The organism is Microcoleus sp. A003_D6, assembly GCF_036702825.1.
In the GTDB taxonomy this organism is placed as follows: domain Bacteria; phylum Cyanobacteriota; class Cyanobacteriia; order Cyanobacteriales; family Microcoleaceae; genus Microcoleus.
Window position 1 is genome coordinate 71922 of the sequence record NZ_JAUBWA010000007.1, and the last position, 26918, is coordinate 98839.

The window sequence follows — 26918 nt, forward strand, 5'->3', positions numbered from 1 at the left end:
CCGCTTCATTGCAGTAAATCTAAAATCTAAAATCTAAAATCTAAAATCTAAAATCGATTGACTGAGTTTCAATCCCGTCGCAGAGGTGGCGATTGCTGGGATTTGCGATCGGCTTTGTCTGAAAATAATTGCGGGCGACATTGCAGCCCTGCACCAGCAAATCGTCAAGATTAAGATTCCACAGCATCACCGTACCGTCAGCACTAGCACTTGCGATCGCCTTGCCGTCTGGACTAAAACTCGCACTCCAAACAGCATCCTTGTTACCTTTTAAAGTTTTGAGCAATGTACCGTCAATGTTCCACAGCCTCAACATTTTGTCTGTGCTTGCAGATAGCAACATTTGACTGTCGGGACTAAAGCTGATATTTGTCAATCCACTTGTATGTTTTAAAATACTTAGCGGTGTGCCGTCTTGGCTCCAAATTCTCGCAGTTCCCGCAGCACTTGCAGCCGCCAGCATTGCTCCGTCTGGACTGAAAGTTACACTCATAATTTGATCGCGTTCAATCTGTAAGCTTCGGAGCAATTGGATATCGGTGCTTGCTTCGATGGACTGCTGTTTTTGCAACTTTTCCATAACCTTTGTCAAACTCCAAAGTTTAACAGTACCATCAGTGCCAGCCGCAGCAATTATCTGACCGTCTGGGCTAAAAGTCGCGCTGGTTATCCAACCTCGCTCCACGTTAAAACTTGACAATTCTTCACCGTTAATTTTCCAGAGTTTAACAGTTCCATCGGCACTTGCTGAAACAATAATTTTACCATCTGGACTCAAACAGACGCTTGTTATTTGACTGCGGTGTCCTTTTAAATCATGAATAAATTTGCCATCTTTTTGCCAAATCTTGATAGTTTTGTCGTCGCTGGCAGAGACAATTATCTGACCGCTAGCATTGAAAATTGCCCTTCTAATTTTATCAGTATGCCCTGTCAATGTTGCTTGCAAAGTTCCATTAGTTTGCCAAAGTTTGATATAATTATCATCGGTAGCCGTCACAATCGTTTGACTGTCAGGACTGAAACTCGCGAAAGCAAGGCTACTGGCTTGACTCTGGAAGCGGCGGCGTTCCCGGAAGCTGTAAACTGCCTGTTCGAGGGCGATCGCCACTCGCATCTGAATATCTGAACTCACTCCGAGCGATCGCTTGATTTCTGTAACAGCTCTGATGCTTTCTAGGAGTGCTTCCTCTTTTTTATCGGCAGCCAAGAGCGTTTCTGATAGCAAACTGAGAGTGAGAATTTTGTGGTTTCTTTCTTCGATTGATGGTTTAATCCAAAAGGCTGCTATCAAAATTAATATCAGTATTCCTGCTGCTACTGTAACTGTTTGCACTCTCAGTTGTTGCTCGCGCCAAAGTTTAATTGCAATCACTTTTTTCTGCTTTTGTGCTTCGCTTAGTTCCTCTAGTAACTTTTTTTCGCGGCGCAGTTGTTCTATTTCAGCTTGATGCTGTTTTTCTTGACAGCGGAACTTGGCAAATTCCGCTTCTTGACTCGCATTTAAAAATTGATAATCTTGGGTACTCAAGCTTTTATTTGCCGCCCACTTTCGGGCTTCTTCCAGTGCTTGACCGCGCAACAAGCGAGATTCGTCTTGACAATTTGTAGCTATCCATGCAGTTAGAGATTCGGCATAGGGGCGCAAGTCGCCGAGTGCTTTTTCTACCCAGTTATGGTTGAAGATAGCTGCGTAAATGCGGTTGGAGACGGTTAATTTTCCGGCTCGTTTTACTACTAATCCGCTCAGCCGCAATTCTGTTTGTTCGGGAGTATCATCCGCCCAGATTTCTCCTACCAGGGCGGGCACGGGGGTACCGCCCCTACAATCGGGGGGTTCTGAAAGTGGCAATATTTTTTGGTATAGTCCTAATAACCTACTGGCGCGGTGCGGACTTCGGAGAAGGCGATCGCGAATTGTTTTGATGTGTACAGGTTCATCGGATGATTCCCAATTATCAATAATATGAGTTTGCACTATCTCGCTAATTAATAATTGATTAGTAGTAAAAATTTCAGTTTTGCTTTCATCCGTTGAGTCTGATATAATAGAAGCCGAAGGTAAGCTTTTTACATGGTTCAAAATCAGCTTGCAAAGCTTTTGAGTCAGAAATGGCTGCCCTCCAGTCCAGTCCAAAATCTCTTTTAAAACCTCTTGAGGATTGCCTACTTGTCCCTCAAATCCCTTTGCTAAAGGCAGAGCTTCCTCTAAGTTAAAACCGTGCAATTCAATAGCTAAACCGATATTAAAGGGCGTGCGAGTTGCATCGCTAATTAAATCCGATGGCGTAGCTACTCCCAACAAAGCAAATGTAATGCGCTGGTATTCTGAATTGTGAGCGCGTTTATTGTAGCAACATCTAATTAATGCAAAGAAATCGTCTAGCGGTTCTTGGAAACTGAGAACACTATCAATTTCATCAATAAAAATGACCAGGTTTTGAGAAATTTTGACCAACAGCAATTCTTCAATTAACTCTCCTAAGCGCTGCACCGGCGGCATCAACTCTCTCTCCCGCCACCAAGTCATAAACTCGACTGGGTTAAACAGGTTGAAACTGCACAAGATTTTGTAAGCGACGCCGCCGTACCACTTATCTAGAGAGACTTGCTGGTTGCCAATGTCCGAAAGGTCGATCGTAGCACAAGCAATGCCATCAGCCGAGAGTTTTTGTACAGTTCGCACCAGCAAACTAGATTTTCCCATTTGTCGGGAATTGAGCACGTAACAAAACTCTCCGGCTTTGAGGGCTTGATAAAGTTCCGAGTCAGCTTGTCGCACTACATAAGTAGGTGCATTTTGCGGGAGACTGCCGCCGATTTGATAGTGGTAATCGACTGTCATTATTTTGCCTTTAGCTGGACTATATTTTCAAATCTTTTGTGCCTTTAGCACAAGCAACTTTGCCACTTTGATAAATTGGTTCGGCTGGTTTAAGTGTACCAGGAGAATCAGCTTCGCACAAGATCGATGCTGTTGTGATTTTATCTTTAGCAGCCTTGGTATCGACTTTTTTCGCAGGAAGTACAAAAACAGCGCCGATATAACTTTTTAGTTTGGATTCCTGGGATACTCCATAACTAAATGTTGCTTGCTTGGTGGTGCTAATTGAATATTTGTAGTTTTTTGTTTCAGTTTTAATGCCAAGGTTCAATGCTTCAACTGAATTAGAAAAACTACCTTTTTTGGCAAATTGGACTTGTTGAGCTTTGTCGATCGCTCTAATATACTGTTTTGCTTCAGTTTGCTTTGCTTTTGTGTTGCTGGTCAATAATTCGGGAAGAATTAAAATACCAATTGTTGAGAGAAGAACTATCAAAATAACTAAACATCCACAACCAGCATTAATAGGTAAATTGCTATCTGAATTATAACTTTGTTGACTCATGGTATTTTATCCTCTGTGTTTGTAGTAAGGACTTTAGTCCTGAAAAGCTTAATTAAATTCAGGGAGGCTCTTCCTCTGAATCTGCATTCCCAGGAAGAGCCTGGGAACGAGGAGAATCATCTCTAAGCTCGCATTTTTGGTGTATCTTTCCGGTCAATGGATGTCGGCTGAATCACTTTACTGCCGATCGCAAAATCGCGCAATTCCACTCTCGTAAACTTCACACCCCAAGGATCTGTCGTTGTATCCAACTCCTGCACTAAAGCATTATTGATTTGATTGCGAGCCGTGTAAAGCTCCTCTACAGCTAATGTCGCAATGTGAGTCCGAATTGAAAGAATCAGCATATTTAACATCGCTTCCTTGAGATTCTGCACCTTGTAGGAAGCTTTTTCTAAGTCAATTATGCGCCAGTAAACAATAAAATCAACGGTGACGGCAACGCGATCGCGCGTCGTGCATTCTTGCGGTGGCAGTCTTAAAATTTGCTCGCGCAGAGTTTGTTTATAGGCCACTGTTTCGACAAAGGGAATCAAAAATGTCAAACCAGGTTCGAGTTTCTTGCGATCGTACTTTCCAAAAATCTCAACTAAAGCCTCATCTCCTTGACGGACGATTTTGACGCTGTTGGCTAAGGATACTCCGGTAATTGCAAACAACACCATCAAAAAATACTGATACATAGTGAATCTCCTGGTAAATAGTTGACAGTTGACAGTTGACAGTTGACAGTTGATAGTTGACAGTTGACAGTTGATAGTGATTTCTTAGTCCGCGAAGGCGGACTTTGTTTGACAAGAAGCGATTTCAATCGCCGAGTCATAAAAGAGCTACAGCCTTTCTCAAAAAGATGAGGTATGCCTGACAGCTTATATAACTAAACTAAGAGGGCCCAAGCCCAACTACGTACCTCATCTTTCTGAGAAGCGCTATAACTCAGATTTAGCCGTTGATGTGAATTAGTCTGTCAGGTACAACAATCAGCGTGTTTCCTTCGCGGCGCAAAACGTAAACTTTTTGTCTGGGTGCGATTCCTTGGGAATCTTCGTTGCGAGCTTTCCACGAAGCACCTTCATAAATCACCATTCCAGTTTCTCCGGGGAAAATTTCGGAGATAGTTGTCGCTTCGGTTGCTTCGGGAATCACAAACTTTTTGCGAACAATGAAAATCGGTCGAATCCAGATGCTCAGCGCGAGGGCTATCCCCATCCAGTAGAAGATTTGCCAGTCAAAATCTTCATACATTATGTTCGCCCAACTAAACTGAAATGCTACAGATCCTCTCCACAAAATAAAGGATTCAATTAAAGCAGAAGTTCCCATCATTAGCAGGTAAAACCTGTATTTTTGGGGCTGAGTTTTGATGATTAATAGCTCGATCGCACTAAGCACAACTCCGATTAGCAACCACAACATCGGGGGTGTGAAGGCGAAACCCGATCGATTAGTGGCTGAGGCCAGCGACCAAATTAGGATAGAATACACAATGCTTTTACCTCGTTGCGATGTAGCTCAACCTTGTTATTTCTAATCTAATCAGGTGGCTATTTGAGTTGGCGACTGAGTTATTTGAAAATTCATCGACTTTTCATCGACTTTTCATCGACTTAAGGGCAGTTGGCATTTATGATGGTTTCAGTGTCTCGATCGTTATAAGCAATGCCGCGATCGCTAAGGGTGCGCGAAGAGTGCATTCGCGCAGTTAAATCCTGTCTCCTGAGAAATGGCTTTCCCAGTCAGAAAATTTTGGCTGAGGATTTAGGGATGGCCCAATCTACTGTCAGCCATTTTCTGAATGGCAAACCTGTGGATTATGCCAATTTCATCGAAATTTGTCGCGGATTGGGGCAGGAATGGCGCGATTTAGCCGATTTTGAGGCTAATTCAGAGCCGGAGGAGGTAGTGCTGGTAAGGGCAAAAGTGGCGATAGGATCGACCTCAAACAACACCCTTTCCCAGCAGTTACACCAAGCTTTGAGTGCCCGAGGCCACGAAGTCTTTTTGATTAACAACAGCAGCGACTCAGGCTCATATTTAAAGGGTTGCGATTATTTGCTGTTGCTGATTTCCGAAGCATCTGCCGCTAGCGAAATGGTATTGGAACAAGTGCAGCTAGCCAAAGAATTGCACAATTTAACTGCTCGCAAACCCGCAATTTTACCGATTTTAGTTGAATTAAATACACCGCTTTCCTTTGATTTACTCAGCTATTTAGCAGGAATTCAGCCCTGGCTGTGGCGCGGTGCTGGCGACTCATTTAAGTTATTATCACAAATTTTAACCCTTATCAAAGAAGGTCGCACATCGTTAACTGCCGACCATGAATTAGCTGTACAATGGAACGCAATTACTAGCACAAAACAGTCAATAATTCAACCCCTGCCAGCAGCGCCGCCAGAATTGCCGGGAGGACAAGTTGAAATAGCTTCTCGTTTTTATATCGATCGCCCTCCGATCGAATCCCGCTGTTACGAGACGATCGCCCAACCGGGAGCGCTGATCCGCATAAAAGCACCCAGACAAATGGGCAAAACTTCTTTGATGGCGAGGATTTTGCATCACGCAGAAGTGCAAGGTTCTCGCACGGTAGCGCTCAGTTTTCAGCTAGCAAATAGGAAAATATTCGCTAATTCAGATACATTTTTGCAGTGGTTTTGTGCTAGCATCGGTCAAGAGTTAGGAATGCTGGAGCAGTTGCCGAAGTGTTGGGAATTAGCCGATTTGATTGGGAGCAATCAGTGCTGCAAGGCTTATTTAGAACAGTATTTGCTGTCAGAATCCTCACAACCTCTGACGTTAGGGTTGGATGAGAGCGATCGCCTGTTTGAATCGCCGGAAATTGCCGACGACTTTTTTGGGTTATTGCGAGCTTTGCACGAAGAAGCAAAACGGCGAGATATTTGGAAAAAATTGCGTTTGATTGTGGTGCATTCGACAGAAGTTTACATCCCGCTGGATGTGAATAAATCGCCGTTTAATGTGGGTTTGCCGATTGATTTGCCTGAGTTTAATTCGCAGCAAGTGCAAGATTTAGCTAAACGGCACGAACTGAGTTGGAGTGATACAGAAGTTGCAGAATTGATGGCGCTAGTGGGAGGACATCCCTATTTAGTGCGGCTGGCTATGTATCGCATTGCCCGTGAAGATGTGACTTTAAATCAATTGCTGAAATCGGCGACAACGGAAACAGGAATTTACAGCGATCATTTGCGCCGGCATTTGTGGAATTTAGAAAAATATCCAGAATTAATCGAGGCGATGAGGGAAGTAACGAGTGTGTCAAAGCCAGTCAGATTAAGGCTAGAAGTGGCGTTTAAATTAAACAGTATGGGCTTGGTGAAACAGGAGGGCAATTATTGCAGTGCGAGATGCAATTTGTATGAGGAGTATTTTCGCGATCGCCTAGGTTGACAGTCATAGGTTGTACCAGTCTCAAGAACGGGCAAGATGCCCGTTCCACAAAACCTGTATTTTGTTGTGGAACGGGCATCTTGCCCGTTTCTAAACAGGTGATCGAGAATGATGCCTGATATCAGTTAATACAAATTTCCATAAACGTTGTTACCTTTACTCACAAGTTGAAAAGGGTATGAGACGGTAGCGGTCAAATCTCTATCAATGGAAGGGTGTATGCGGCTGACTGATTCGCTATCTTGAAAGTAATTAGCCATAATCCTCACCAATCTACAACGGTTGGCTGTTTGGGCAGGCAGCACCAAAATCAGAGTTAGAATAAGTTGATTCCATGCAAAATACCGCAGATTTACTCCCACAAATAAATTCGCCGAGTCTTCCCAAAAAGCAACCCGCACTCCCAAATTACGAAGCAGCCGATCGCCAATTTGTCAATTTGCTAGAAGTCGAAGATTTAGACAAGACGGTGGCGGCAAAACCGTTACTTGTCAGCGATTTTGAAAGCGCGATCGCCTATGCAATTCAAGAAGCTTACCAACAGGAACCGGGCGATGAGGCCGCGCACCGCTTCTTGCAGCGCGTACTTTACCGCATCAACCGCCTCAAATTGTTTTGGTACGACGATTTGCGCCGCTACAACAACGAGCGATCGCACTATTTGCGTTCGGTGCGCGATCGCATCGAGGAACCTTGGCAGCAGTGGGAAATCGCGCAAATCGACGTTGCAGCGCTGCAAAACATCGAGGATGTCAAGCAAGCTCTGCGCGATCGCGCAGCCGCCGATGTCGATCCTCCGCTAACTGAGATCGATCGCTACCAGCGGGAACAGATGACTGAAGAGGGATACAGACACCTGCTGGCGATCGCCTCCTTCGACGGTTTAGTGGAAGCCAGCCGTCTTTCTCGCATCCTCGGCGGTGCCGGCAACGAAATTCAGTGTACCCTTACCCGAGTGCTGATCGAAGAATACGGCGGCGGTCGCCTTCCCCGCAAGCATTCGACCTTTTTTGCTCAAATGCTGGCCGAATTCGATATGAGTACGGAACCGGAAGCGTACTTCGATTTAGTGCCTTGGGAAGTGCTCGCAGGCATCAATCACAACTTTCTGCTGACGGAACGCAAGCGCCATTTTCTGCGCTACAACGGCGGACTCACTTATTTTGAGGTGGCGGGGCCCGTTGCTTACCGCAATTATCTAGCCGCCGCCCAGCGTTTGGGCCTTTCGCAAGCTGCGATGGGTTATTGGGAACTGCACATCAAAGAAGATGAACGTCACGGCCGCTGGATGTTGGATGAAGTGGCGATCCCGCTGGTTGACAGATACCCGCAAGATGCGTGGGAATTGGTGTTGGGGTACGATCAGGAGAAGTCGATCGGCGATCGGGCTGCTGCTGCTGTAGTGCGATCGATCCAAGCCGCAGAACGGAATTAACAGCTATCTAGGGTGCATCAAAGAGTGATGCACCCTACATATTTCACCGTTCTCAATAAGCCTTTTAGGAACAGGCAAGATGCCTGTTCCACAAAGAGTGTATTTCTTGTGGAACAGGCATCTTGCCTGTTGCTGACAATGGTGCAACATCTCAGAGGCACCCTACCAGGCCTGTATTTTAAAATGCTGTCATTAACTGAATTAGCTCGATCGACAAATCTCTTTGCGACTTTTCTTGCTTCTTAAACAAAACTCCAGCCAGCAGATAGATATTTTCCGAATAAAAAGCCATTCCCTGTTTTCGGAGACTGGCGATCGCGCTTTTCACCTTCGGTTCCGAACTATAATACCCAAAACTTAAAGGTGCAATCTCAAAATTCGCAACCGAGTAGCCTCGATCCAAGGCATAATCGACCAAACCCACCGGATTAGAATAGCTAGAAACCATCAGCAAAACTTTGTCACTGCCCAGAGATAAAAGTTTTTTAGCAATTGTAGAACCATCACTCCCGCCGTGCAACAGCGGCTGGTAAATTTTATCATCCACCGCAGGTAAGTAAGGAGGATTTGAGATTACACAATCCGCCGACTCGTATAAAGGCGAATCAAAAAAAGAGCAATTGTTGACCGTGTATTGTTCGCTCAGTTCATATTCCTTAATTTGAGACTGAGCTATTTTCCAAGCTACATTATTTAGCTCAAATCCCTGTATTGTCCCGTCAAAATCACTTCTCAACAAAGACTTAATAACAGGACTTCCCTCTCCTGAACCAAACTCTACGATAAGTCGAGAATTATCGCTGGCATTTAACACTAAACTTTCCAAGCAGTGCGCGTAAAAATCCGATTCTTCCGGGCAGTGGAATACCTGTTTCAGAGGATGGGCTGAACTGAGCATAAATTCGATTCGGTAACAAAGTTGACTGTTTTTAACTTATCGGACAAGTAATAGTGCAGCAATCTGTCGCAAGAGCTATTTTCTAAATTTTTATAATCGATCTCTTCCGGTTTTACATGGCGATTAAATAACTATTACTGCCGATAGATCGTCACCTTAACAAAATTAATCCCTTGTGCAGATAGCAATTATATTGATTACTGTTTAGAGAGGTAAATGAGCCACTAACTATTAATTTTAATAGTGTCAAACGTGACCTTTTTAAAATAGTCAGTTCCGCCTCTGCGCCGCAAACAGATTAACATTGCCGTTCAGGATTGAGAACGGCTTTGGCAAGTTCAGTTTCCCCTTGGCAAATAGCGATTTTATTCAAAATTTTATACTTGTCTCGATCGATCTTGCCTGCTGTGGAGCTTGCTGTTAATACCCATGTTCGGCACGGCACAATTTTTTTCGGTGAGTTGGATGCTGCAAGCAGTTTTGCAGTCAACACTCAGCCTCGTAGGTACAGCAGCTATGGTAAGCTGGACATACTATTGGGTTAAAATAGAACGCCTGACTTGGGTGCTTTACAGTTGGGTAATACTGATATTATTAGCATTGCTGCTAACCGACTCTGCCATTTTTTTGAGTCGGGAAAAAGTGTTGGCGAATCTCTGTTCCCTGTGGTTGGGAATGAGCGGAATCGGCTATTTTGGGAGGGGATGGGCAGTGCGAGCGCGCGCGCTTTTAGCTACCAGTTTATTTCACCTGTTGGGGATTTTGATTTTGCCTTTCACGGGCGGTTGGTATTTCCTATTTACGGGAGCCGTAATGGTATTTAGCTTGCTCGTTTTAGCAGAATTGCAATGGGATATGCGCCAGCCTCTTAACAGGCTGCATTAACTTCTGTACCACCGCGATTTCAAGAGCTATCAACGTAAAGCATTAACCACAAGTGATGAGTACATTACTAATGACTGATGAGATCGTGCCCGCTAGAATAATGTTACTGCAATTGGTTGGTAGTGAGGACTCTTCGTTCTAATCAAAATTTGAGGAAGGAAGCCATCACTACACAGCGGATAGGGGTTAGGTTAGCGGACACGATTTTACTGATGGCTGATAACTAATTGCCACCAGACTGTACAGATTTGCGGGTTTGATTAGTATCGTCGCCCTTGTGATTCCAAATGCCACCTTCGCCTTTAACATATTCAGATTTTACAGTGTTCTAAGCAGCGCTCATTCCATCTTCACTAGCACTTTTAAAAGCAGTCTGAAAAATTTGTTTCTCCCCTTGGGGGAGTTCTTGTGCTTTTGAAGGTAAGGTGTCAAAGTGTTTTTCTGAAATAATGACCTCTAATTATTAAACATAAATTTAATGTTATCTACTAGAAGCCACTACTTTCCTCTCTCTAAAAGCAAGTTTTAAACCGCACTTTTCTCATTCCCAAGACAGATGTAATATTAAATTTATTATGAGCGACGAAGGGAATTGACTTGCCGTTGCTGCTTGGCCCGGATTTGGGTAATTTCTTTTCTGAAACAGTCATTAATCTGATTTCGGCTTTTTCACTTGCGAGTTTAGAAAAAGAGATGAACATTAGATAGCCAATTCTGGCCATAATTCGATACAGCCTACTTGATGTCTGCTTGTGAAATGTGTTAGGGAATAAGCGCTATCTGGCTTAGTTTTGGCTTTACTATATCAGGGTTTAGCCGATCGCACTTACAAGCAATTCTGACGAGTGCGCCGCCGCTGGTTAATTTAATGTCGCGCGGGTTCGACTCGGATAGCCCTCAGTTCGCCTTCCTGTTTTACGCAAGTCAAAGCCCAGTCAAACGCCTTGCTGTTGAGGGTTTGCAGGCGCTTTTGCGACTCGGAAAGGTCGATCGGGCGTTTTGAGATAATTTAGTTTCTGGGAAAGTTTGAGCAGTATTCTGCCAGCGCCCAAATTGCCAGCAGCAAGTTAAGGAAAAATAACGCTCAAAAAATTTGAAACTAACTCCTAGGGCGTAGCGCTAACCCAAAATTGACGGTGAGAAAATCAAGAATTTCTGTCTCAAAGCACCAGGCGCCGGAGAAAATTTATAGAAAGAACCGCGCGCTTGTCTCAGAAACCAGATTGATGCGTATATGTTTCGTTACTCAACCCAAAATTTTTCAGTTCACCCCGCTTTTTATCCCCCGTACACAAATTTTGATTTAGCTAGTCTGCCGCCCCATCAAATATCATCCACCACCTGAAATAAAACGCCATTTTGCCAAATATTCCTAAAGATGAATGGCGAACTTGAACAATACCTAATAGCTTATAAACTGTTAACGTGGCGGTCTAATTTATCCGGGTGAAATAATCGAGGCACGGGACTAAATATGCTCCTTTACCTTGATTATTCCGCAGCAAAGGTTAGAAAAGTTGCACGTTACGCTGTCAATTTGACCCTGGGATTTTGGCATCACAAGCGATCGCAGGATTTTACGCAAAAGCAAGCATTACCATGAAATCTTCTAAATTGTTGAAAGTTGTTTTAGCAAGCGCTTGTACTTTAGGTTTAGCAACGGTTTCCTTAGCAGTGCCTGCTTCTGCCCAGTCAGGCGGCGGTGCTGGAGGGGGTGCTGGAGGGGGTGCTGGAGGCGGTACAGGCACAACTGGTACGGGCACAACTGGTACAGGCACAACTGGTACGGGCACCGACACAACTGGTACGGGCACAACTGGTACGGGCACCGACACAACTGGTACGGGCACAACCGGCACAACCGATACGACTGGCACCGGTACAACCGGCACAACCGGTACGACTGGCACGGGTACAACCGGCACAACCGATACGACTGGCACGGGTACAACCGGTACAACCGATACGACTGGCACCGGCACAACTGGTACGGGCACAACTGGTACGACTGGCACGGGCACAACCGGTACAACCGGTACGAGTGGCACCGGCACAACCGGTACAACCGATACGACTGGCACCGGCACAACCGGTACAACCGATACGACTGGCACCGGCACAACCGGTACAACCGGTACGAGTGGCACCGGCACAACCGGTACAACCGGTACGAGTGGCACCGGCACAACCGGTACAACCGATACGACAGGCACGGGTACAACGGGTACAACGGGTACAACGGGTACAACGGGTACAACGGGTACAACGGGTACAACCGATACAACGGGTACAACGGGTACAACGGGTACCACATCCACGCCGGCTGATACTAATTCTGGAGTTTTGAGTGCTCGGCGCGATAGCCCCAACAATTTGGGGTGGCTGGGTGCCTTGGGCGCGTTTGGTTTGATCAACTTGTTTCGGAAAGGCAGTACACCCTCCCATCGCTAGTTTCTGGCGATTCCCTACGGGATAGCTTCGCTTCACATACTTTTGAAAACAACTTAGAGGCTTAGAAATTCATGACTTCACTCAATCGCAAAAGTTTGTTCAAAAAATTGGTAACAGTTGCCGGAATTGCCGGCGTTAGTTCCTTGATAGCTGTGCCGGGATTGGCAGAATTAAACCGCCAGACTCACGGCTTCAACCAGTCGGGCGATCGGGTTTTTGAGCTTGCTGATAACGCTACTGACGATGCTACTACTCCCAACACTCCAAATACCCCCACCAACAACACTCCCGGCCGTTCTCCAAATACCCCCATCAACAACAATCCCAGCCGTTCTCCCAACACTCCAACAGGTAGCGAAACTTCGCCTAATTCTCTCAGCAGCCAAGACAGAAACTTTGTCATGCAAGCAGGTCAAATTGGTATGCTGGAAGTGCAGCTTGGTAAGTTGGCCGTGGAGCGCGGTTCTAGCGCTCGTGTGAAAGAGTACGGGCAAGAAATGGTTGAGGAACACACTCGGGCCAATCAAGAATTGATGCAGTTAGTAATGCAAAAAGAGGTAAAATTGCCAACCGAAATGAGTACCCAGAACACAGCTTTGATGGAGCGACTTTCGGGACTCTCCGGTACAAGTTTTGACAGCGCTTACAAGCAGGCTATGATTGACAGCCACAATCAGGCTATTGCTTTGTTTCAGGCTCAGTCTCAACAGGGACAAGATCCCGAATTGAAGGCTTGGGCCACCAAGCTTTTGCCGAACCTTCAGGCGCACTTGCAAATGGTTAACCAAATGTTGGCAGATACCAGCCAGCCTAAATAGGAGGTAGAGGAGGTAGAGTGCGATCGGGTTTGAGACGATCGCACTTTACTTTTCCTAATTCGAGACTTAGCCTAAATTAATCATTTTTGAACAGACAGGCGTTCGATCGCCCGATCGCGGAAACAAGCAAGTGCGATCGGGCGATTTATTCAAACAACAAAAAATTAGTTAATCCTGAGTGTCCACAAAAACACTCACAGCCGCCACAGCGATTAGCATTTCATCATTTTTATCATTCAGAGAGGCGATCGCCCTGCCTGCCACAATCATGCCCCCTTGCTCCACAATCAGAGTTTTGCTGCCGAAAGGGAGCACCGCCAACACCTCCTGTTCCCGCACTTGTTCCGGGTAAGGAACAGCCACTTTAACCTCAACAATCATCTGATTCGGGTCGCTCAAACCCGCCACTTCCCAGACGCCTAGGAGAGCATTATTGGCGATCGCATTTCGTACAGCCCTTGCACAGGCTACAGTCGGTTCCTGCCCGTGCTGGTCTATACCCATCCCCATTTCAATGATGAAACATTTACGTGCCATAGTTGCCCCTTGGTTGATTTTTATTTTTAGTCGTTAGCGAAGCTTGCAGAAGAGGATCGCACTTTTTCCCCAAACAATTATCGACCAAACTGACCGCAATTTATATTATTTTATAAATCGAAATAACAATAAAATAATAATCCACTTTAAAAAAAAACAATGCAACTTTGTGCAACCTCCAAACCCATATCGAATCAGTCATTGTAAATCTAAAATCTAAAATCTAAAATCTAAAATGGTACAACTTATGGTAATATAACCAAATTCAGCTTTCCTAGCGGACTGCAAAACTCATCGCCAGCTTGAATCATGGATAGTTTTCTACCAATTGCCTACTTTCAAAACCAATTTCTCCCATTTACCGACGCCAAAATTTCCATAGCCACCCACGCACTGCACTACGGAACCGGAGTTTTAGGCGGGTTGCGGGGAATTCCAGACCCCCAAAATGCCGATCGAATCTTGCTATTTAGATTAGACCGCCACTGTCAAAGATTAAGTCAAAGTGCCAGCTTCCTCCACTGCGATTTGCCAGCCAGCAAAATCCAACAAATAATCATTGATTTTGTCCAGAAAAACCAGCCAACAAAATCATTTTATATCCGCCCTTTTATCTACACATCCAGTTTAGGAATTGCCCCGCGACTGCACAACGTAGAAACAGACTTTTTTGTCTACGGATTAGAACTTTCCGACTATTTGCCCAAAGAAGGAGTCAACTGTAGAATTAGCTCTTGGTATCGCCAAGAAGACCGCAGCTTGCCCTTAAGAGGTAAAATTAGCGGTGCTTACATCACCTCAGCATTAGCTAAAACAGAAGCAGTAGAATCCGGCTTCGACGAAGCAATTATGATGAATTCTCAAGGAAAAGTCAGCGAAGCTTCAGGAATGAACATATTTGTCACCAGAAACGGTAAGTTAATTACTCCCGGTTTTGAGCAAGATATTCTCGAAGGAATTACCAGAGACAGCGTAATCACAATCGCCCGAGACTTAGGAATTGAAGTCATAGAAAGACCAGTTGATAAATCAGAATTGTTGATTGCAGACGAGATTTTCCTCTGCGGAACCGCCGCCAAAATTACGCCAATTAAGCGAGTAGAAAACTATCACTTGCCCAAAAACCGACCCATCACCGAAAAGATTTTGGACAAACTCACGGGAATCATCGAAAATCGCGATAGTAACTACCAAGACTGGGTATTTCCCATCGACCTAAATTAACCCTTTGTAGTGAGGAGTTCAGTCCTTCTTTTAAGGACTAAATTCCTCACTACAAACCATCAACTGGACTGCCGTGTTTACACCCGTCTGCTGTATTTCATCGGCTTGAAAACTTCTATATCGACGCTCCAGAATTAACTATAAGCTGTTGTGCATTTAAATTGTATATTTCGAGTCCCGATCAAAAATCGTCAAATCCTCTCCCCCTCTCCCCTTCTCCTGACAGATGTAGGTTTTTTGGTAAAAGCCTTATCCCATAAGAGTTTGAGATTTTCGCAAGGCAAAAGCCTAAAACCGTTGCACTGTCGCTTGTCTGTAGGGCTTTGCAAGGCAAAACCTACACCTGTCAGCTCCCCTTCTCCCCCTCTCCCTCTCTAATACCATAGGCAATCTAGATGCAACACAGCTTAGTCCTAGACGCACGGGGGCTCAGAAACCGGGTTTTTTTACGAAAATACTCCGTTTTTACCCGCAGATTCGGTAAAAAACCCGGTTTCTCTGTCGGAGTGCGTCCAGGACTGTTCTATGCAATTTTATAAATGCTAAAGCAGTAATAATGCGATTAGATTAGTCTTAAAATTATTTTTGTAGTAAATGTAACTTACAAATCTGACATTACAAGCAATCATTTTCATAGGATTGAGCAAACCTCCAAAACCAAAGAATTTTTCACATGGCAATTAACAAAAATTTATCTGTATCTAAAAATTCAATTAAAGCGTTTCGCGGTGCTTTTCTAGATTTTGTGGAAGATCCTTTTTATGTTGCCCAAAATCAAAGCGTTCGCTATGTTCCAGATGGTCTGCTGGTTGTAGAAAACGGAATTGTTAAAGCTTTTGGAGCTTACGATCGCCTGAAAGAGCAGTTCTCAGACATCACTGTGTCTGAATACCCAGGAATGCTGTTGATGCCTGGATTTATTGATATTCACGTGCATTTCTCCCAAACTGGAATGATTGCTGCTTACGGAAAACAGCTTTTGGATTGGTTGAATCAATATACGTTTCCAACCGAACTGAAGTTTAAAGACCGAGAATACGCCGAACAGGTTGCAGCTATTTTTCTTGATGAACTATTACGCAACGGCACCACGACGGCAGTTGTTTTAGCAGCGGTTTTTTCAGCATCAGTCGATGCTTTTTTTGAGGCAGCGAGCCGTCGAAATCTGCGGATGATTGCGGGGAAAGTGATGATGGATCGCAATGCACCGAAATATCTGACCGATACGGCCCAAGAGTCGTATCAAGATAGCAAAAAGCTGATTGAAAAATGGCATCACAATCAACGATTGCTGTACGCGGTGTCGCCTCGGTTTGCACCGACTTCAACCCCGGAACAACTGAAGCTAGCAGGGAAACTGTTGCAAGAGTATCCTGATGTTTATCTGCACACGCATCTATCAGAGAACGTTAATGAAGTTGCTTGGGTAAAAGAACTTTTTCCAGAGTGCAAAGGCTATCTCGATGTGTACGATCGAGCTGGATTGGTGGGAGAGCGATCGATCTTTGCACACGGCGTACAACTGACGAATGCAGAATTTCAACGGATCTCTGAAGCAAAATCTACGATCGCATTCTGTCCTACGTCAAATTTGTTCTTAGGCAGTGGGTTGTTCGATCTTGAAAAAGCGAAGTCGATCGACGCTCCGGTTAAAGTAGGGCTTGCCACAGATGTTGGTGCAGGAACGAGTCTTTCGATGCTGCAAACGGCAAATGAAGCGTACAAAGTCGCGCAACTGAGACAATACTCTCTGTCTGCATTTCAAGCATTGTTTCTCGCTACGCTGGGCAGCGCTAGAGCGTTATGTCTGGACGATCGCATTGGCAATTTCGAGGTGGGTAAAGAAGCAGATTTTGTGGTGCTGGACTTACGATCGACGCCGATCATGGCTTTTCGCAATTCAGCAGCACCCGCAACAACGCTGGAAGAACTTGCCGATCGTGCCTTTAGTTTAATCATCATGGGCGACGATCGGGCCGTTCAGGCAACCTACATCCTGGGGGAACTCGCCTACAGCAAAGCAGATTAGACCTCTTGCAAAAATAACTAGGACGGGCTCTGGGGCCCATCCCACAAAATTTTTTTTCTTGTGGAACGGGCCCCAGACCCCGTTCCAGAATTTGATTAAAAGGATTTTTGCAAGAGGTCTATTAAACTATCGGCGTCGCCTAAACAACAGGTAAGTCATTCAAACCTAGAAGTTGGCTCAGGCTGCTGAATTATGAAACCGCAGCGACATAAAGATGAACCGAATCACGAAGATGCCCGCAATGATCCAAGTTCCCGCAGACACTTCCTTGGCTTTACCTTGGCAGGTTTTCACAATCGGATAGGCAATGAATCCGATCGACAACCCTTCCGCGATCGAATAAGTCAATGGAATCAGGAATATCGTTAGAAACGCTGGAATCACTTCCGAAATATCATCCCAGGGAATTTCTTTAACCTCAGCCAACATCATCGCGCCAACAATGACCAGCGTCGGCGTCGTTGCAAAAGCCGGAATCGCTTTAAACACCGGAATGAAAAACAGCGACACCGCAAATAATCCTGCCACAACTAAAGCGGTAAATCCAGTTCGACCGCCTTCGGCAACGCCTGCCACGGATTCAACATAAGTCGTCACGCTCGACGTACCGAAGATCGGGCCGATTGTGGTGCCAATGGCATCTGCCATCAGTGCTTTATTTGCACGCGGCAACTCGCCATCCGGGCCGATATAGCCTGCCCGCATTCCCACACCCGTTAGCGTCCCGATCGTGTCAAAAATATCAACAAACAGAAATACAAACAGCACTGCAATCCAGTCAAGAAAATTGTCGGAGTTCAGATTAGCAATTCCCAGAAATGCTTGACCAAAAATGTCTTTTGGCAATTCTGGCAGCGCAAAAAATCCTTGAGGTGGGGGTGAAACCTTGAACAGCCAAGCCCAAATTGCGGTGCCAAAAATTCCAAATAGTAACGCACCTCTGACACCCCGAACCACCAATCCGGCTGTCATCGCTAAACCCGCCACAGCGAGTAGCGTGTTCGGTTCTGCTAAACTGCCAAACGCCGTTTTTGTCGCTGGATTTGCCACAATCAATCCGGCTCCCCCAGTGGCAACATCTCCTGACATACCGATGTAGGCAATAAACAAGCCGATCCCTGCTGCGGTTGCGTGCTTGAGCGACTTGGGAATTGCCACGATCAATAACCGACGTACATCCGTGAATGTCAGAGCGATAAAAATTAACCCCTGAACAAACACGCACGACAGCGCCAATCGCCAATCGATTTTCAGTCCGATTACAACTGAGAAAGTAAAAAAGGCATTCGTTCCCATTCCAGGTGCCAGCCCGAACGGGTAGTTTGCTAAAATTGCCATACAGAAGGTTGCAACTGCCGCCGCCACAGCGGTTGCCACAGCCAATTGCGAAAACAAATCTCCAGGCTGTTGTAGAAAAATCGCGTTTGACAGAATAATCGGATTGACGACTAAGATGTATCCCATCGTCATGAACGTGGTGATACCCGCGAGCGTCTCTGTTTTGAAATTGGTTCTGTAGAAATCAAACTGGAAGAACTCTGCGAGTGCAGCTTGCCAACCTGTGTAGGATTGCTTTGGCGGAATCGGTTTTTGAAATTCTAAATCAGCGCTCATGGTTTGGATCTCCGAAATTCTATTGAGATAGGAGTTAGGCGGTAAACGATCGTCCTAGACCCAATGCCGCCAATCCTTTGCGATACGCGATCGAGCTTTTATCCCCGGCAATGTGGACTTCATCTTGCAGCGCGATCGGCAAATCTTCGGGATACTGTTCCTCAACAATGTCCTTATCTTCGCCAAACACTTGATGGTTAAAGTCCAGCGTGTCTTGCAGCGGTGCATCTTTGTCAAAATTGCGGCAAATCGGCACAAACAAGCGCGTTTTGCGGGCTGAAACCGGACAGGCAGCATTCAGGATGTGTAACTGCCCGTTCGGAAAGGTAACGGTTAACTTAGCTGTGAACGGCAGCCACACTTCAAACAATCGACGCCACTTAAACCCAGGCGGACTCAGATGCTTTAGACCGTGCGGATAGTTGCTCACAGTGCTGACATAATCAGCGCGAAACCCGTGCGGTAGTCGCTCAACGGGATAATCTGGCACTTCTTGATTTTCGCGCTCGCCAAAGGATTCGGTGTGAACAAACGCAAAATGACTCACATCCAGAAAGCCTTCGACTTGACGACCTGCGGCAGCTTCGATCGCCACGCTGGCTGGCAGAACCTGAATATAGTCTGGATCGTTCCATTCCTTAAAGTCAGGAAAATGGACTGAACCGTTATCCACGAGCCTTACCCACACTAAACCATAGCGTTCGGTGACAGAGTAGGTCGTCAATTTCAGCCGAGCGGGAATTGCGGCATCCGGTTGAGCGGGAATACACGTGCATTGACCGCTTTTGTCGTAGCGGATGCCGTGATATTTGCATTGGAGTTCATCGTTCTCAACCCATCCCAAACTCAGAGGAGCACCGCGATGCAAACACAAGTCCCGCGCTGCAACGATCGAGCTATCGGAAAGTCGAAACAGCACGAGCCGTTCATCGAGCAGCTTTGCGGCAAACGGTCGATCCGTGACTTCATGCGAGAACGCGATCGGATACCAAAACGGCGCAAGGGCTTTCCAATCAGTTTCAGTAAAGGTGCAGTTTCGAGGCAATACAAACGCAGAATTGCACGATCGTTCTTGTGTAGTGTGCATAATGATGTATGCGAAATACCGCTGAAGCTTAAAACATTAGAAAGCTTACTTCTGTACGATTTACTACATATGTAAATGTATGGCAATGATTGCAGTAGTTAGTTGTAGGTTGGGCTTAACGTCCGATAATTTCTTTCATGCGATCGCCCGCAATTGCTTCGAGTCCTTTCGCCATCCGAGTAAAACCATATAAAAATAGCACCAATCCCCCGATCGCGCCCATTGTCATTTTAAAAGGCTCTAGTTTTGCCTCTTTTTTATCTTCCCCTTCGCTGGCATTCTTAGCTGGTTGATTCTTCTGCTTATCTCAGAAAATCACGCGCCACCAAATATTGACAGTCGGCGCACCAGGAATTGCAGGGTTCACAGGAGCGATCGCTCATGGTTTCACGTCTGTGCGATCGACGACCTGAAATCTGCTGTATGTAGAGGGAGGGCATGAGAAAATATCTAATCCAATAAAGCCTGTCCTCGACGCACACACGCTATCTCTAGGGCTCCACGCACACCGCACTTACCCTTTACAGTCACAAACAACAAAGCTTATGGAAACTAAACCACCTCTACCGCCCTTTACGCTGGAAACGGCTAAAGCCAAAGTTCAAGCTGCTGAAGATGCCTGGAATACCCGCGATCCAGAACGAGTAGCCTTAGCTTATACAGAAGATTCTCAGTGGCGAAACCGCGCCGAATTCTTTAGCGGACGGGAACAAATCAAGGCTTTCTTAAGACGAAAATGGGCAAAAGAATTAGATTACCGTTTAAAGAAAGAACTCTGGAGTTTTACAGACAATCGGATTTCTGTTCGCTTCGAGTACGAGTGGCACGATGATTCTGGCTACTGGTATCGCGCCTATGGTAACGAGCAATGGGAATTTGCAGAAAATGGGTTAATGCGAAGACGTGAAGCCAGCATTAATGATGTTCCAATTCAAGAGTCTGAACGGAAGTTTCGATAAAATTTATCTGTGATTTGCTAGACGCATAAACCTGGTTTTTTAGGAAAATATAGCGGTTCTCAGAAAGATGAGGTACGTAGTTGGGCTTCAGCCCTATACGTTTAGTGGTTATATAAGCTGTCAGTCATACCTCATCTGTTTGAGAAAGGCTATATGCAGGTTTGTAGTCAGGACGAAGAGTCGTGATTGACTAAACGCCAGAAACAGGACTCAAATCCTCACTACGAACGAAAGACGCCCAATTGTCCAACTCTACTCAATCGCAAAGTAAACTCGGAGAAGTCAGCACAAAGACATCCCTGGTTCCCACTCCTTCTGATTCCGGTTTAATCGGCGTAGTAAAGTGGAAAAACTCGTGGTCGTTAACTAACAGCAATTCTCCCGGATGCAGAATTTTATTAAAAACAGGCTTCTCTTTTTTAGCCAAGTACAAATGCGTTTCCCCGCCGACAATATTAGTTCTGTCAACCGAGAAGATGCCGATAAAGTCAGTACCGTCTCGGTGAATGCCTTCCGGTGCGGGGTTGCCGAAATTGTGCGGCGAACAACTCGTCCTGATTTGATGGATACCGATTTCAGCTTCCGGGTGAATTTTGCAAGAATCGAAAAAAGCAAAAATCATTTGTTTGAAATTATCGAGGGCGATTAGCCGATCGTCCAATTCGGCAAATTCCCGCCTGATATCGCCCACTAGCGGATTGTAGGTTTTGCTTTGATACAAATAGCCGTGAGGTAACTTAACTAACTCATTTCCGTTGACTGCAAACCGCGATAATCTTCTCGAACGATACTTACCTTTCACATACGGATCGACAGGCATATCGTCAAAAAATTCCTTGAAACCTTCTAGCTTAATCGAGTTTACTTTTTTGAAAGTAAACATGAAGGCATAATCCAAATGAATGGATTCTAATACGGTTTTCATAAATTTTACTCCATGAAGCCTTGCTCCCCTCCCTAATTTTGCCTTGAGGAGGTGTATGCTTCTACTCTAGCGCAGGATTTTTGTATGTGTCGTAAAAGGCACTACCAAAATTGCAAAGATATCGTAAAGCTTGCAAGATGAATCCGGGGGCGGGTTCTTCTTTTAATCCAAAATCCACAATAGACCTCTTGCAAAAATCCTTTTAATCAAATTCTGGAACGGGCAAGATGCCCATTCCACAAGAAAAAAAATTTTGTGGGATGGGCATCTTGCCCGTCCTAGTTATTTTTGCAAGAGGTCTAATCTAAAATCGATCGACTGCTTTCACCAGCGACTGACAGGCCCGCAGGAAAACGGCAACATCGACCCCAAGCGCGACGTACTGAACGCCAGCATCAATCCACTGCTGGGCGATTTCGGGGTTTTCGGCAAAAGTACCTGCGGCTTTGCCTGCTTTGCGGATGGTTTGCACTGCCTCCTGCATCATGTCGATGACTCGGGGATCGCGGACTTGGCCGGGAATGCCGATCGACTGTGACAGATCGTAAGGGCCCAGAAAAATCACGTCAACCTGCGGCACAGTCACAATTTCCGCAAGGTTGTCGATGCCGCCTTTGCCTTCGACATGAATCACAACTAAGGATTCTTCGTTGAGTCGATCGGTGATATTTGTACCTGCGGCGGTGTAAAGTCCCGCCCGCGTAGCGAAGGAAAGGCCTCGCGTGCCCAGAGGACTGTATTTAGCGCTTTTGACAGCGGTTTCGGCATCGATTTTGCTTTCAATTTGAGGTACTTGAACGCCTGCACTGCCGATGTCGAGAGCTCGTTGAATTTGCGGCCCGTCGTTTTTGCGGACGCGAACAATCGGTGCAATTCCGCTACAGTCGGCGGCGCGACACAAATCTTCAGCAGCAAGCGGGTTCAGGGGGCCGTGTTCCATGTCGATGACGGCGAAATCAAATCCAGCGTGACCGCAGATTTCCATGAATGCGGGATAAGCGCAGTTCATAAATAAACCGAGGACTGTTTCGCCTTGTTTAATTTTTTGTTTGAGTTGGTTTTGACGCATAAATTTGGAGTTTTTTTATTGGCGATGAATGCCGGTGAACCCATGTTTTTTTTTAAATACAGCTCAAATATTGCCCTTCTAAATTACTAGACCTCTTGCAAAAATAGCTGGGACGGGCAAGATGCCCATCCCACAAAAAGTTTTTTTCTTGTGGAATGGGCCGGAGAGCCCGTTCCAAAATTTGATTAAAAGGACTTTTGCAAGAGGTCTATTTTATGTTAACAGAATAGCTAAAAATTTGGTAGCTGATTTTGCTTCAATTTTAAAGGGAATCAAGCACAAAAGCCAGGCAAAAATAAACATTCCTAGAATTGGTAAAAATATTGCTCCCACGGAGGGTTCGACTAACCAAGCAAATAAAGAAAACATTCCTATACTGCCAGTTGTCCACAGCCAAAGAATCAAAAATGCTAGGACTATTTTATTTAAAGTCATGCTAATTTTGATGGAACAACCGAAGGGTTGAGAATGGATATTTCCTTTTATAATTGGAAAAAATAAATGACTGCCGATGATGATACGATTGATTTTGAAGGTATTGCCAGAAATTGTTCCTTCATAAGGTTTTGCAGGTGGCGGGCCAAAGGGTATAATTATTTTCAAAATTTTGGGATTAGTGACAATTTCGTCCAACCTTCGCCAAACTTCCGAACAAGTTAAACTGGTGGTAATTGTTAAACTTTCAAAAGGAATAAATAACCTAAAAAAATTGACGATCTTGAGCATAAGGTTCATCCGGCTGTTCAATAGTTGTTGCTGGTATTAATGCCTCTTCTCTAAAAAAGTTTTACCTGGCAACACCGCAAAATACCAGTATACTGCAAAATAAACATTTAGATGGAATGAGTGTTTTTCGCTTATGTCAAAATTAATTCCACAATCTCCGATGAAACTTCGACAGTATCTATTTCTGCTCAAAGGTCGATCGTCAGCTTTACCCTCAGCCTAATTACCTCAATCTCAGCTATTACCCCAACATTGGTCGCGCCGACTCGCAATCGATACAATCAACTAATCGGCAGTTAAAAAGGCTTGCTGGCGGGGCGCACAGCGCGCATCACGGAAATTCCGACTCGCTGGTCAAATGTCCTCTCAGGGAACTTCCGTACTTGATCGACCTGCATTGCATTCATTCCCAAAACATCTTAAAATTATCTGCGTTTATCTGTGTTGATCTGCATGACATCTGCGGTTTCTGCATCAATAAATGATTTAGACAATTCAAGTCAGATCAAAGAGAAACTCAGTTTCACCTTGCGTGAGTTTTTGTTAGAGTTAGTTTTGATTGCTGGGGAGTGCTACAAAAAAAATGTAATATTTGATTAAATTATCTTTTTCAAACTATGTTTTTAACTACTTTAACTAAATTTATTTGAAAAGAATTTGATGTCTTTTCTTGCTTCTATTTTAAAGCAAATTAGGGACAAAAACCATAGAAAAATACACATTCCCAAAAGAGGTAGAAATAATATTAGCCCGACAGAGCGATCGACCAACCAAACTAATAAGGCCAGCATCCCGATGCTAACTGGCATCGACATCCAAACAATCATAAATACGATAACAGCTAGGTGTAAGTTCATGCTAAGTTGTATGGAACAACCAAAGGGTTGAGGATGGATTTCGCCGGTAATTTGGGGTAAAAAAGAATTTCTGTAAGTAGAGACGATACGGCTGATTTTGAAAGTGTTTCGTGAAAATGTTCCTTGATAAGGTTTATGGGATTTCTGCAACTGCCAGGCCATTCTGATTTTTTGAGGAGGCTCAATAATTTTATCCAACTTTTGCAAAACTTCAGAATAAGTTAAATTAGTCGAAATTGTTAAACTATCAAAAGGTAGCAATAATCTGTACAATTTAATTAGGTTGTTCATCGGGTTAATCATGAGGTTAAAAAGGTGTTGTAGCAACTAATGTTACGCAAAAATAAAAAAACCGCCCCGATCGCACCGGGAAATACCAGTATTATAGAACTTCATTCACTTTTTGGTCATTTGCTGTAAGTGTATTGACTTGTCTCAAAATTTAACCTACAATTTCTGATGAAACTTCCAAAGTATCTATTTTTGCTCAAAGGTCGATCGATCCTTAGCCTCACCCTCGGCCTAATTTCCGCGATAGGCAGCATTTCGCCAGTATTTGCCGAACCTCCGCGTAATCCAGACAATGCAGAAACTTGCGACATTCTAGTAGCAGGCGGCGGGCTCGCAGGCGCTGCTACCGCTTACGAAGGTTTGCTGGCGGGGCGCACAGTTTGCCTGACTGAAATTACTGATTGGGTAGGCGGTCAAATTTCCTCCCAGGGAACTTCCGCACTCGATGAAAGAGAGACTCAGCGATCGCTCTTATTTTACCCCCGCGGCTACCTCGAATTGCGGGGGCGGATCGAGGAACATTACGGCAGGCTAAATCCCGGAGGCTGTTGGGTTAGCTATTCGTGTTTCATGCCCTACGACGGTCACAAAATTTTATTTAACATCTTGCAGGATGCCGCTAAAAAAGGCAAAGGCACGCTGAAATGGTTTCCCAATACAGTTATTAAAGAACTAGCAATTACTCCTGCTGCGGCGGGGAATGCGGTTGGGGGTCAACAAATTAAAAGTGCGATCGCCATTCAACACAAACCTGCCGCCAACACCGGGCCCATCAACACCGAAACTCTTTCTCAGACGATCGAAGACGCCTATCGCTACGAAAATTCTCCGCGATTCAACAAAACTATTATTCGGTTTATTCCCAAACCATCTGGAACCTCCCCTAACCCCAGAAGGGAGGGGAATTCCACAAGTTCCCCCCCTTTACAAGGGGGGGCTAGGGGGGGTGCTGATTGGTACGTTGTAGATGCCACCGAAACCGGCGAATTGATCGGACTTGCCGATGTTCCCTACCGCCTCGGAATTGACCCGCGTTCCCCTCTCGAACCTTCTTCTGCCAGCCCAACCGGCGACGCTTACTGCACTCAAGGTTTTACCTACACTTTTGCGATGGAGGCAACGAAGGAACCGCAGCAGCATCAAGTGCCGTCTTTCTATCAACAATACGCTCCTTACTACAGTTACGAATTGGCGAGATTGGCCAGCTTTCCGCTCGTTTTCAGCTACCGCCAAATCAGGAGCGTGAAACCCGATGAAAAGCGACCTTCAGACCCGAAGCAATTCCCGATTTATCCTGGGGATATTTCGATGCAAAACTGGACTTGGGGCAATGACTACCGTCCCGGTTCTGCCCAGGATAATTTAATTTATTCTCGCACGCAGTTGGAAGCGGCCGGTCAACTGCAACCGGGTGGATGGATGGGCGGCTTGCGAACGGAAACTTTGCGTCGCGGCGAAGAAAATGCTAAGGGATATTTCTACTGGTTGGTAGCAGGAACTACTGATTCGCAGCTCGGAAATAATGTCAAAAAGCCTTATCCAAACAATCGTTTTTTGAGCGGGTTGGATTCGCCGATGGGGACGGTGCACGGACTTTCTAAATATCCTTATATGCGGGAGGGCCGGCGCATTATTGGGCGGCCGAGTTTCAATCAGCCTCAAGGTTTTACGGTGTGGGAAGTTGATATGTCTCGCATCGACTTTACGGCTGAGTTTTACCGCCAGAATTTGTCGGAGGAAGAGTATCGAGATTTGTGGTTGGCTGTGGGTGGTTTGAACGCGCCGGCTTTGGCTGTGGGAAGTCAATCGGTAGAGGATACAAAATCGCGATCGCGCGCTACGATTTATCCTGATTCTGTGGGTATCGGTCATTACGCGATCGACTTTCACCCCTGCATGACCAACAGTCCGCCGGAAGCACCAGGAAATACCGAACGCGAAGGCACTCGCAAAGGTCAAGGGCAAGCTTATCCGTTCCAAATTCCGCTGCGGGCAATGATTCCCCAGAAAATTGACAATATGTTAGTGGCGGGTAAAAGTATTGCTGTCAGCCACACAGCGGCCGCTGCATATCGAGTGCATTCTTTTGAATGGTCTGCCGGTGCGGCGGCGGGAGTTACGGCTGCTTTTGCCCTAGAAAAGGGGATTTTACCTTATGAATTAGTGGACGAATTGCCATCTCGCGAGCCAAACTTGGAAGTGTTGCAGTTGCGGTTGCAGCAAAATAAGAATCCGATCGCCTTTCCGGGTACTTCTATCTTCAATAGTTCGTGGCAAAATTGGAAATAATCGCAGTTGGTAATCTGTAGGGCG

General features: G+C 45.4%; 21 protein-coding genes. 9 read left to right on the forward strand and 12 right to left on the reverse strand.

Annotation, left to right across the window (positions count from 1 at the left end; genetic code table 11):
* Positions 1-40 precede the first annotated feature (40 nt).
* From QUB70_RS03895 to QUB70_RS03910, 4 genes are all read right to left on the reverse strand, one after another.
* Positions 41-2845 (reverse strand): AAA-like domain-containing protein, encoded by a 2805-nt coding sequence (locus tag QUB70_RS03895; protein WP_332978451.1) that lies wholly within the window; start codon positions 2843-2845, stop codon positions 41-43.
* 19 nt (positions 2846-2864) lie between these two features.
* Positions 2865-3389: a type IV pilin-like G/H family protein gene (locus tag QUB70_RS03900; protein ID WP_332978452.1), complete on the reverse strand. Its 525-nt coding sequence runs from the start codon at positions 3387-3389 to the stop codon at positions 2865-2867.
* A 122-nt stretch (positions 3390-3511) separates the two neighbouring features.
* Positions 3512-4072 (reverse strand): SPFH domain-containing protein, encoded by a 561-nt coding sequence (locus tag QUB70_RS03905; RefSeq protein ID WP_332978454.1) that lies wholly within the window; start codon positions 4070-4072, stop codon positions 3512-3514.
* Between the two features lie 259 nt (positions 4073-4331).
* Entirely contained in the window at positions 4332-4874 is a 543-nt protein-coding gene (locus QUB70_RS03910; protein ID WP_332978455.1) for an NfeD family protein, read from the reverse strand.
* A gap of 174 nt (positions 4875-5048) precedes the next feature.
* Between QUB70_RS03910 and QUB70_RS03915 the strand changes: the two genes are divergently transcribed.
* Positions 5049-6800: an AAA-like domain-containing protein gene (locus QUB70_RS03915; protein ID WP_332978456.1), complete on the forward strand. Its 1752-nt coding sequence runs from the start codon at positions 5049-5051 to the stop codon at positions 6798-6800.
* A 334-nt stretch (positions 6801-7134) separates the two neighbouring features.
* The gene (locus QUB70_RS03920) at positions 7135-8235 is read left to right on the forward strand and encodes an iron-containing redox enzyme family protein (protein WP_332978457.1); all 1101 of its coding nucleotides are present in this window, start codon (positions 7135-7137) and stop codon (positions 8233-8235) included.
* A 178-nt stretch (positions 8236-8413) separates the two neighbouring features.
* On the opposite strand, the gene QUB70_RS03925 is transcribed toward QUB70_RS03920, so the two are convergent.
* Complete coding sequence (locus QUB70_RS03925) at positions 8414-9133, reverse strand: SAM-dependent methyltransferase (protein WP_332978459.1); 720 nt, start codon at positions 9131-9133, stop codon at positions 8414-8416.
* Positions 9134-9562: 429 nt separating this feature from the next.
* Between QUB70_RS03925 and QUB70_RS03930 the strand changes: the two genes are divergently transcribed.
* The 3 genes from QUB70_RS03930 to QUB70_RS03940 all read left to right on the forward strand — a co-directional run bounded on the left by QUB70_RS03930 (position 9563) and on the right by QUB70_RS03940 (position 13287).
* Positions 9563-10018, forward strand: coding sequence for a hypothetical protein (locus tag QUB70_RS03930; protein ID WP_332978461.1), 456 nt, complete (start codon positions 9563-9565; stop codon positions 10016-10018).
* Between the two features lie 1599 nt (positions 10019-11617).
* A complete protein-coding gene (locus tag QUB70_RS03935; protein WP_332978463.1) occupies positions 11618-12469 on the forward strand; it encodes a hypothetical protein in 852 nt (283 codons plus the stop codon).
* 71 nt (positions 12470-12540) lie between these two features.
* Positions 12541-13287, forward strand: a complete 747-nt coding sequence (locus tag QUB70_RS03940; protein WP_332978464.1) for a DUF4142 domain-containing protein — start codon at positions 12541-12543, stop codon at positions 13285-13287.
* A 168-nt stretch (positions 13288-13455) separates the two neighbouring features.
* Here QUB70_RS03940 and QUB70_RS03945 read toward each other — a convergent pair whose 3' ends face one another.
* Positions 13456-13824 carry a Lin0512 family protein gene (locus QUB70_RS03945; protein ID WP_332978465.1) on the reverse strand — a complete coding sequence of 123 codons (369 nt, stop codon included), beginning with the start codon at positions 13822-13824 and terminating at the stop codon, positions 13456-13458.
* A gap of 309 nt (positions 13825-14133) precedes the next feature.
* Between QUB70_RS03945 and QUB70_RS03950 the strand changes: the two genes are divergently transcribed.
* Positions 14134-15048 (forward strand): branched-chain amino acid transaminase, encoded by a 915-nt coding sequence (locus QUB70_RS03950; RefSeq protein WP_332978466.1) that lies wholly within the window; start codon positions 14134-14136, stop codon positions 15046-15048.
* Between the two features lie 673 nt (positions 15049-15721).
* Positions 15722-17077 (forward strand): guanine deaminase, encoded by a 1356-nt coding sequence (gene guaD, locus QUB70_RS03955; protein ID WP_332978467.1) that lies wholly within the window; start codon positions 15722-15724, stop codon positions 17075-17077.
* A gap of 177 nt (positions 17078-17254) precedes the next feature.
* Here the strand turns inward: guaD and QUB70_RS03960 are convergent, their stop codons facing one another.
* Both QUB70_RS03960 and QUB70_RS03965 read right to left on the reverse strand, forming a co-directional pair.
* Positions 17255-18691, reverse strand: a complete 1437-nt coding sequence (locus tag QUB70_RS03960) for an NCS2 family permease (RefSeq protein WP_332978468.1) — start codon at positions 18689-18691, stop codon at positions 17255-17257.
* A gap of 34 nt (positions 18692-18725) precedes the next feature.
* Entirely contained in the window at positions 18726-19778 is a 1053-nt protein-coding gene (locus tag QUB70_RS03965; RefSeq protein ID WP_332978469.1) for an aromatic ring-hydroxylating dioxygenase subunit alpha, read from the reverse strand.
* A 545-nt stretch (positions 19779-20323) separates the two neighbouring features.
* Here QUB70_RS03965 and QUB70_RS03970 point away from each other — a divergent pair.
* Positions 20324-20737, forward strand: a complete 414-nt coding sequence (locus QUB70_RS03970) for a nuclear transport factor 2 family protein (protein WP_332978470.1) — start codon at positions 20324-20326, stop codon at positions 20735-20737.
* A gap of 256 nt (positions 20738-20993) precedes the next feature.
* Here QUB70_RS03970 and QUB70_RS03975 read toward each other — a convergent pair whose 3' ends face one another.
* The 4 genes from QUB70_RS03975 to QUB70_RS03990 form a co-directional block, all read right to left on the reverse strand.
* Positions 20994-21662, reverse strand: a complete 669-nt coding sequence (locus QUB70_RS03975) for a 2OG-Fe dioxygenase family protein (RefSeq protein ID WP_332978472.1) — start codon at positions 21660-21662, stop codon at positions 20994-20996.
* 304 nt (positions 21663-21966) lie between these two features.
* Positions 21967-22731 carry an HpcH/HpaI aldolase family protein gene (locus QUB70_RS03980; protein ID WP_332978473.1) on the reverse strand — a complete coding sequence of 255 codons (765 nt, stop codon included), beginning with the start codon at positions 22729-22731 and terminating at the stop codon, positions 21967-21969.
* A gap of 213 nt (positions 22732-22944) precedes the next feature.
* Positions 22945-23457 (reverse strand): hypothetical protein, encoded by a 513-nt coding sequence (locus QUB70_RS03985; RefSeq protein WP_332978474.1) that lies wholly within the window; start codon positions 23455-23457, stop codon positions 22945-22947.
* Between the two features lie 632 nt (positions 23458-24089).
* On the reverse strand, positions 24090-24605 hold the full coding sequence (locus tag QUB70_RS03990; RefSeq protein WP_332978475.1) for a hypothetical protein: 516 nt from the start codon (positions 24603-24605) through the stop codon (positions 24090-24092).
* A 168-nt stretch (positions 24606-24773) separates the two neighbouring features.
* On the opposite strand from QUB70_RS03990, the gene QUB70_RS03995 reads away from it, so the two are divergent.
* Positions 24774-26894, forward strand: a complete 2121-nt coding sequence (locus QUB70_RS03995; protein ID WP_332978476.1) for an FAD-dependent oxidoreductase — start codon at positions 24774-24776, stop codon at positions 26892-26894.
* The last annotated feature ends 24 nt before the right edge of the window (positions 26895-26918 follow it).

What these genes read in the sequence shown, in the direction of transcription:
- QUB70_RS03895 (WP_332978451.1), bottom strand. Translation starts at nt 2,845, where the DNA reads ATGACAGTCGATTACCACTATCAAATCGGCGGCAGTCTCCCGCAAAAT.
- QUB70_RS03900 (WP_332978452.1), bottom strand. Translation starts at nt 3,389, where the DNA reads ATGAGTCAACAAAGTTATAATTCAGATAGCAATTTACCTATTAATGCT.
- QUB70_RS03905 (WP_332978454.1), bottom strand. Translation starts at nt 4,072, where the DNA reads ATGTATCAGTATTTTTTGATGGTGTTGTTTGCAATTACCGGAGTATCC.
- QUB70_RS03915 (WP_332978456.1), top strand. Translation starts at nt 5,049, where the DNA reads ATGCCGCGATCGCTAAGGGTGCGCGAAGAGTGCATTCGCGCAGTTAAA.
- QUB70_RS03920 (WP_332978457.1), top strand. Translation starts at nt 7,135, where the DNA reads ATGCAAAATACCGCAGATTTACTCCCACAAATAAATTCGCCGAGTCTT.
- QUB70_RS03925 (WP_332978459.1), bottom strand. Translation starts at nt 9,133, where the DNA reads ATGCTCAGTTCAGCCCATCCTCTGAAACAGGTATTCCACTGCCCGGAA.
- QUB70_RS03930 (WP_332978461.1), top strand. Translation starts at nt 9,563, where the DNA reads ATGTTCGGCACGGCACAATTTTTTTCGGTGAGTTGGATGCTGCAAGCA.
- QUB70_RS03935 (WP_332978463.1), top strand. Translation starts at nt 11,618, where the DNA reads ATGAAATCTTCTAAATTGTTGAAAGTTGTTTTAGCAAGCGCTTGTACT.
- QUB70_RS03940 (WP_332978464.1), top strand. Translation starts at nt 12,541, where the DNA reads ATGACTTCACTCAATCGCAAAAGTTTGTTCAAAAAATTGGTAACAGTT.
- QUB70_RS03945 (WP_332978465.1), bottom strand. Translation starts at nt 13,824, where the DNA reads ATGGCACGTAAATGTTTCATCATTGAAATGGGGATGGGTATAGACCAG.
- QUB70_RS03950 (WP_332978466.1), top strand. Translation starts at nt 14,134, where the DNA reads ATGGATAGTTTTCTACCAATTGCCTACTTTCAAAACCAATTTCTCCCA.
- guaD (WP_332978467.1), top strand. Translation starts at nt 15,722, where the DNA reads ATGGCAATTAACAAAAATTTATCTGTATCTAAAAATTCAATTAAAGCG.
- QUB70_RS03960 (WP_332978468.1), bottom strand. Translation starts at nt 18,691, where the DNA reads ATGAGCGCTGATTTAGAATTTCAAAAACCGATTCCGCCAAAGCAATCC.
- QUB70_RS03965 (WP_332978469.1), bottom strand. Translation starts at nt 19,778, where the DNA reads ATGCACACTACACAAGAACGATCGTGCAATTCTGCGTTTGTATTGCCT.
- QUB70_RS03970 (WP_332978470.1), top strand. Translation starts at nt 20,324, where the DNA reads ATGGAAACTAAACCACCTCTACCGCCCTTTACGCTGGAAACGGCTAAA.
- QUB70_RS03975 (WP_332978472.1), bottom strand. Translation starts at nt 21,662, where the DNA reads ATGAAAACCGTATTAGAATCCATTCATTTGGATTATGCCTTCATGTTT.
- QUB70_RS03980 (WP_332978473.1), bottom strand. Translation starts at nt 22,731, where the DNA reads ATGCGTCAAAACCAACTCAAACAAAAAATTAAACAAGGCGAAACAGTC.
- QUB70_RS03985 (WP_332978474.1), bottom strand. Translation starts at nt 23,457, where the DNA reads ATGCTCAAGATCGTCAATTTTTTTAGGTTATTTATTCCTTTTGAAAGT.
- QUB70_RS03990 (WP_332978475.1), bottom strand. Translation starts at nt 24,605, where the DNA reads ATGAACAACCTAATTAAATTGTACAGATTATTGCTACCTTTTGATAGT.
- QUB70_RS03995 (WP_332978476.1), top strand. Translation starts at nt 24,774, where the DNA reads ATGAAACTTCCAAAGTATCTATTTTTGCTCAAAGGTCGATCGATCCTT.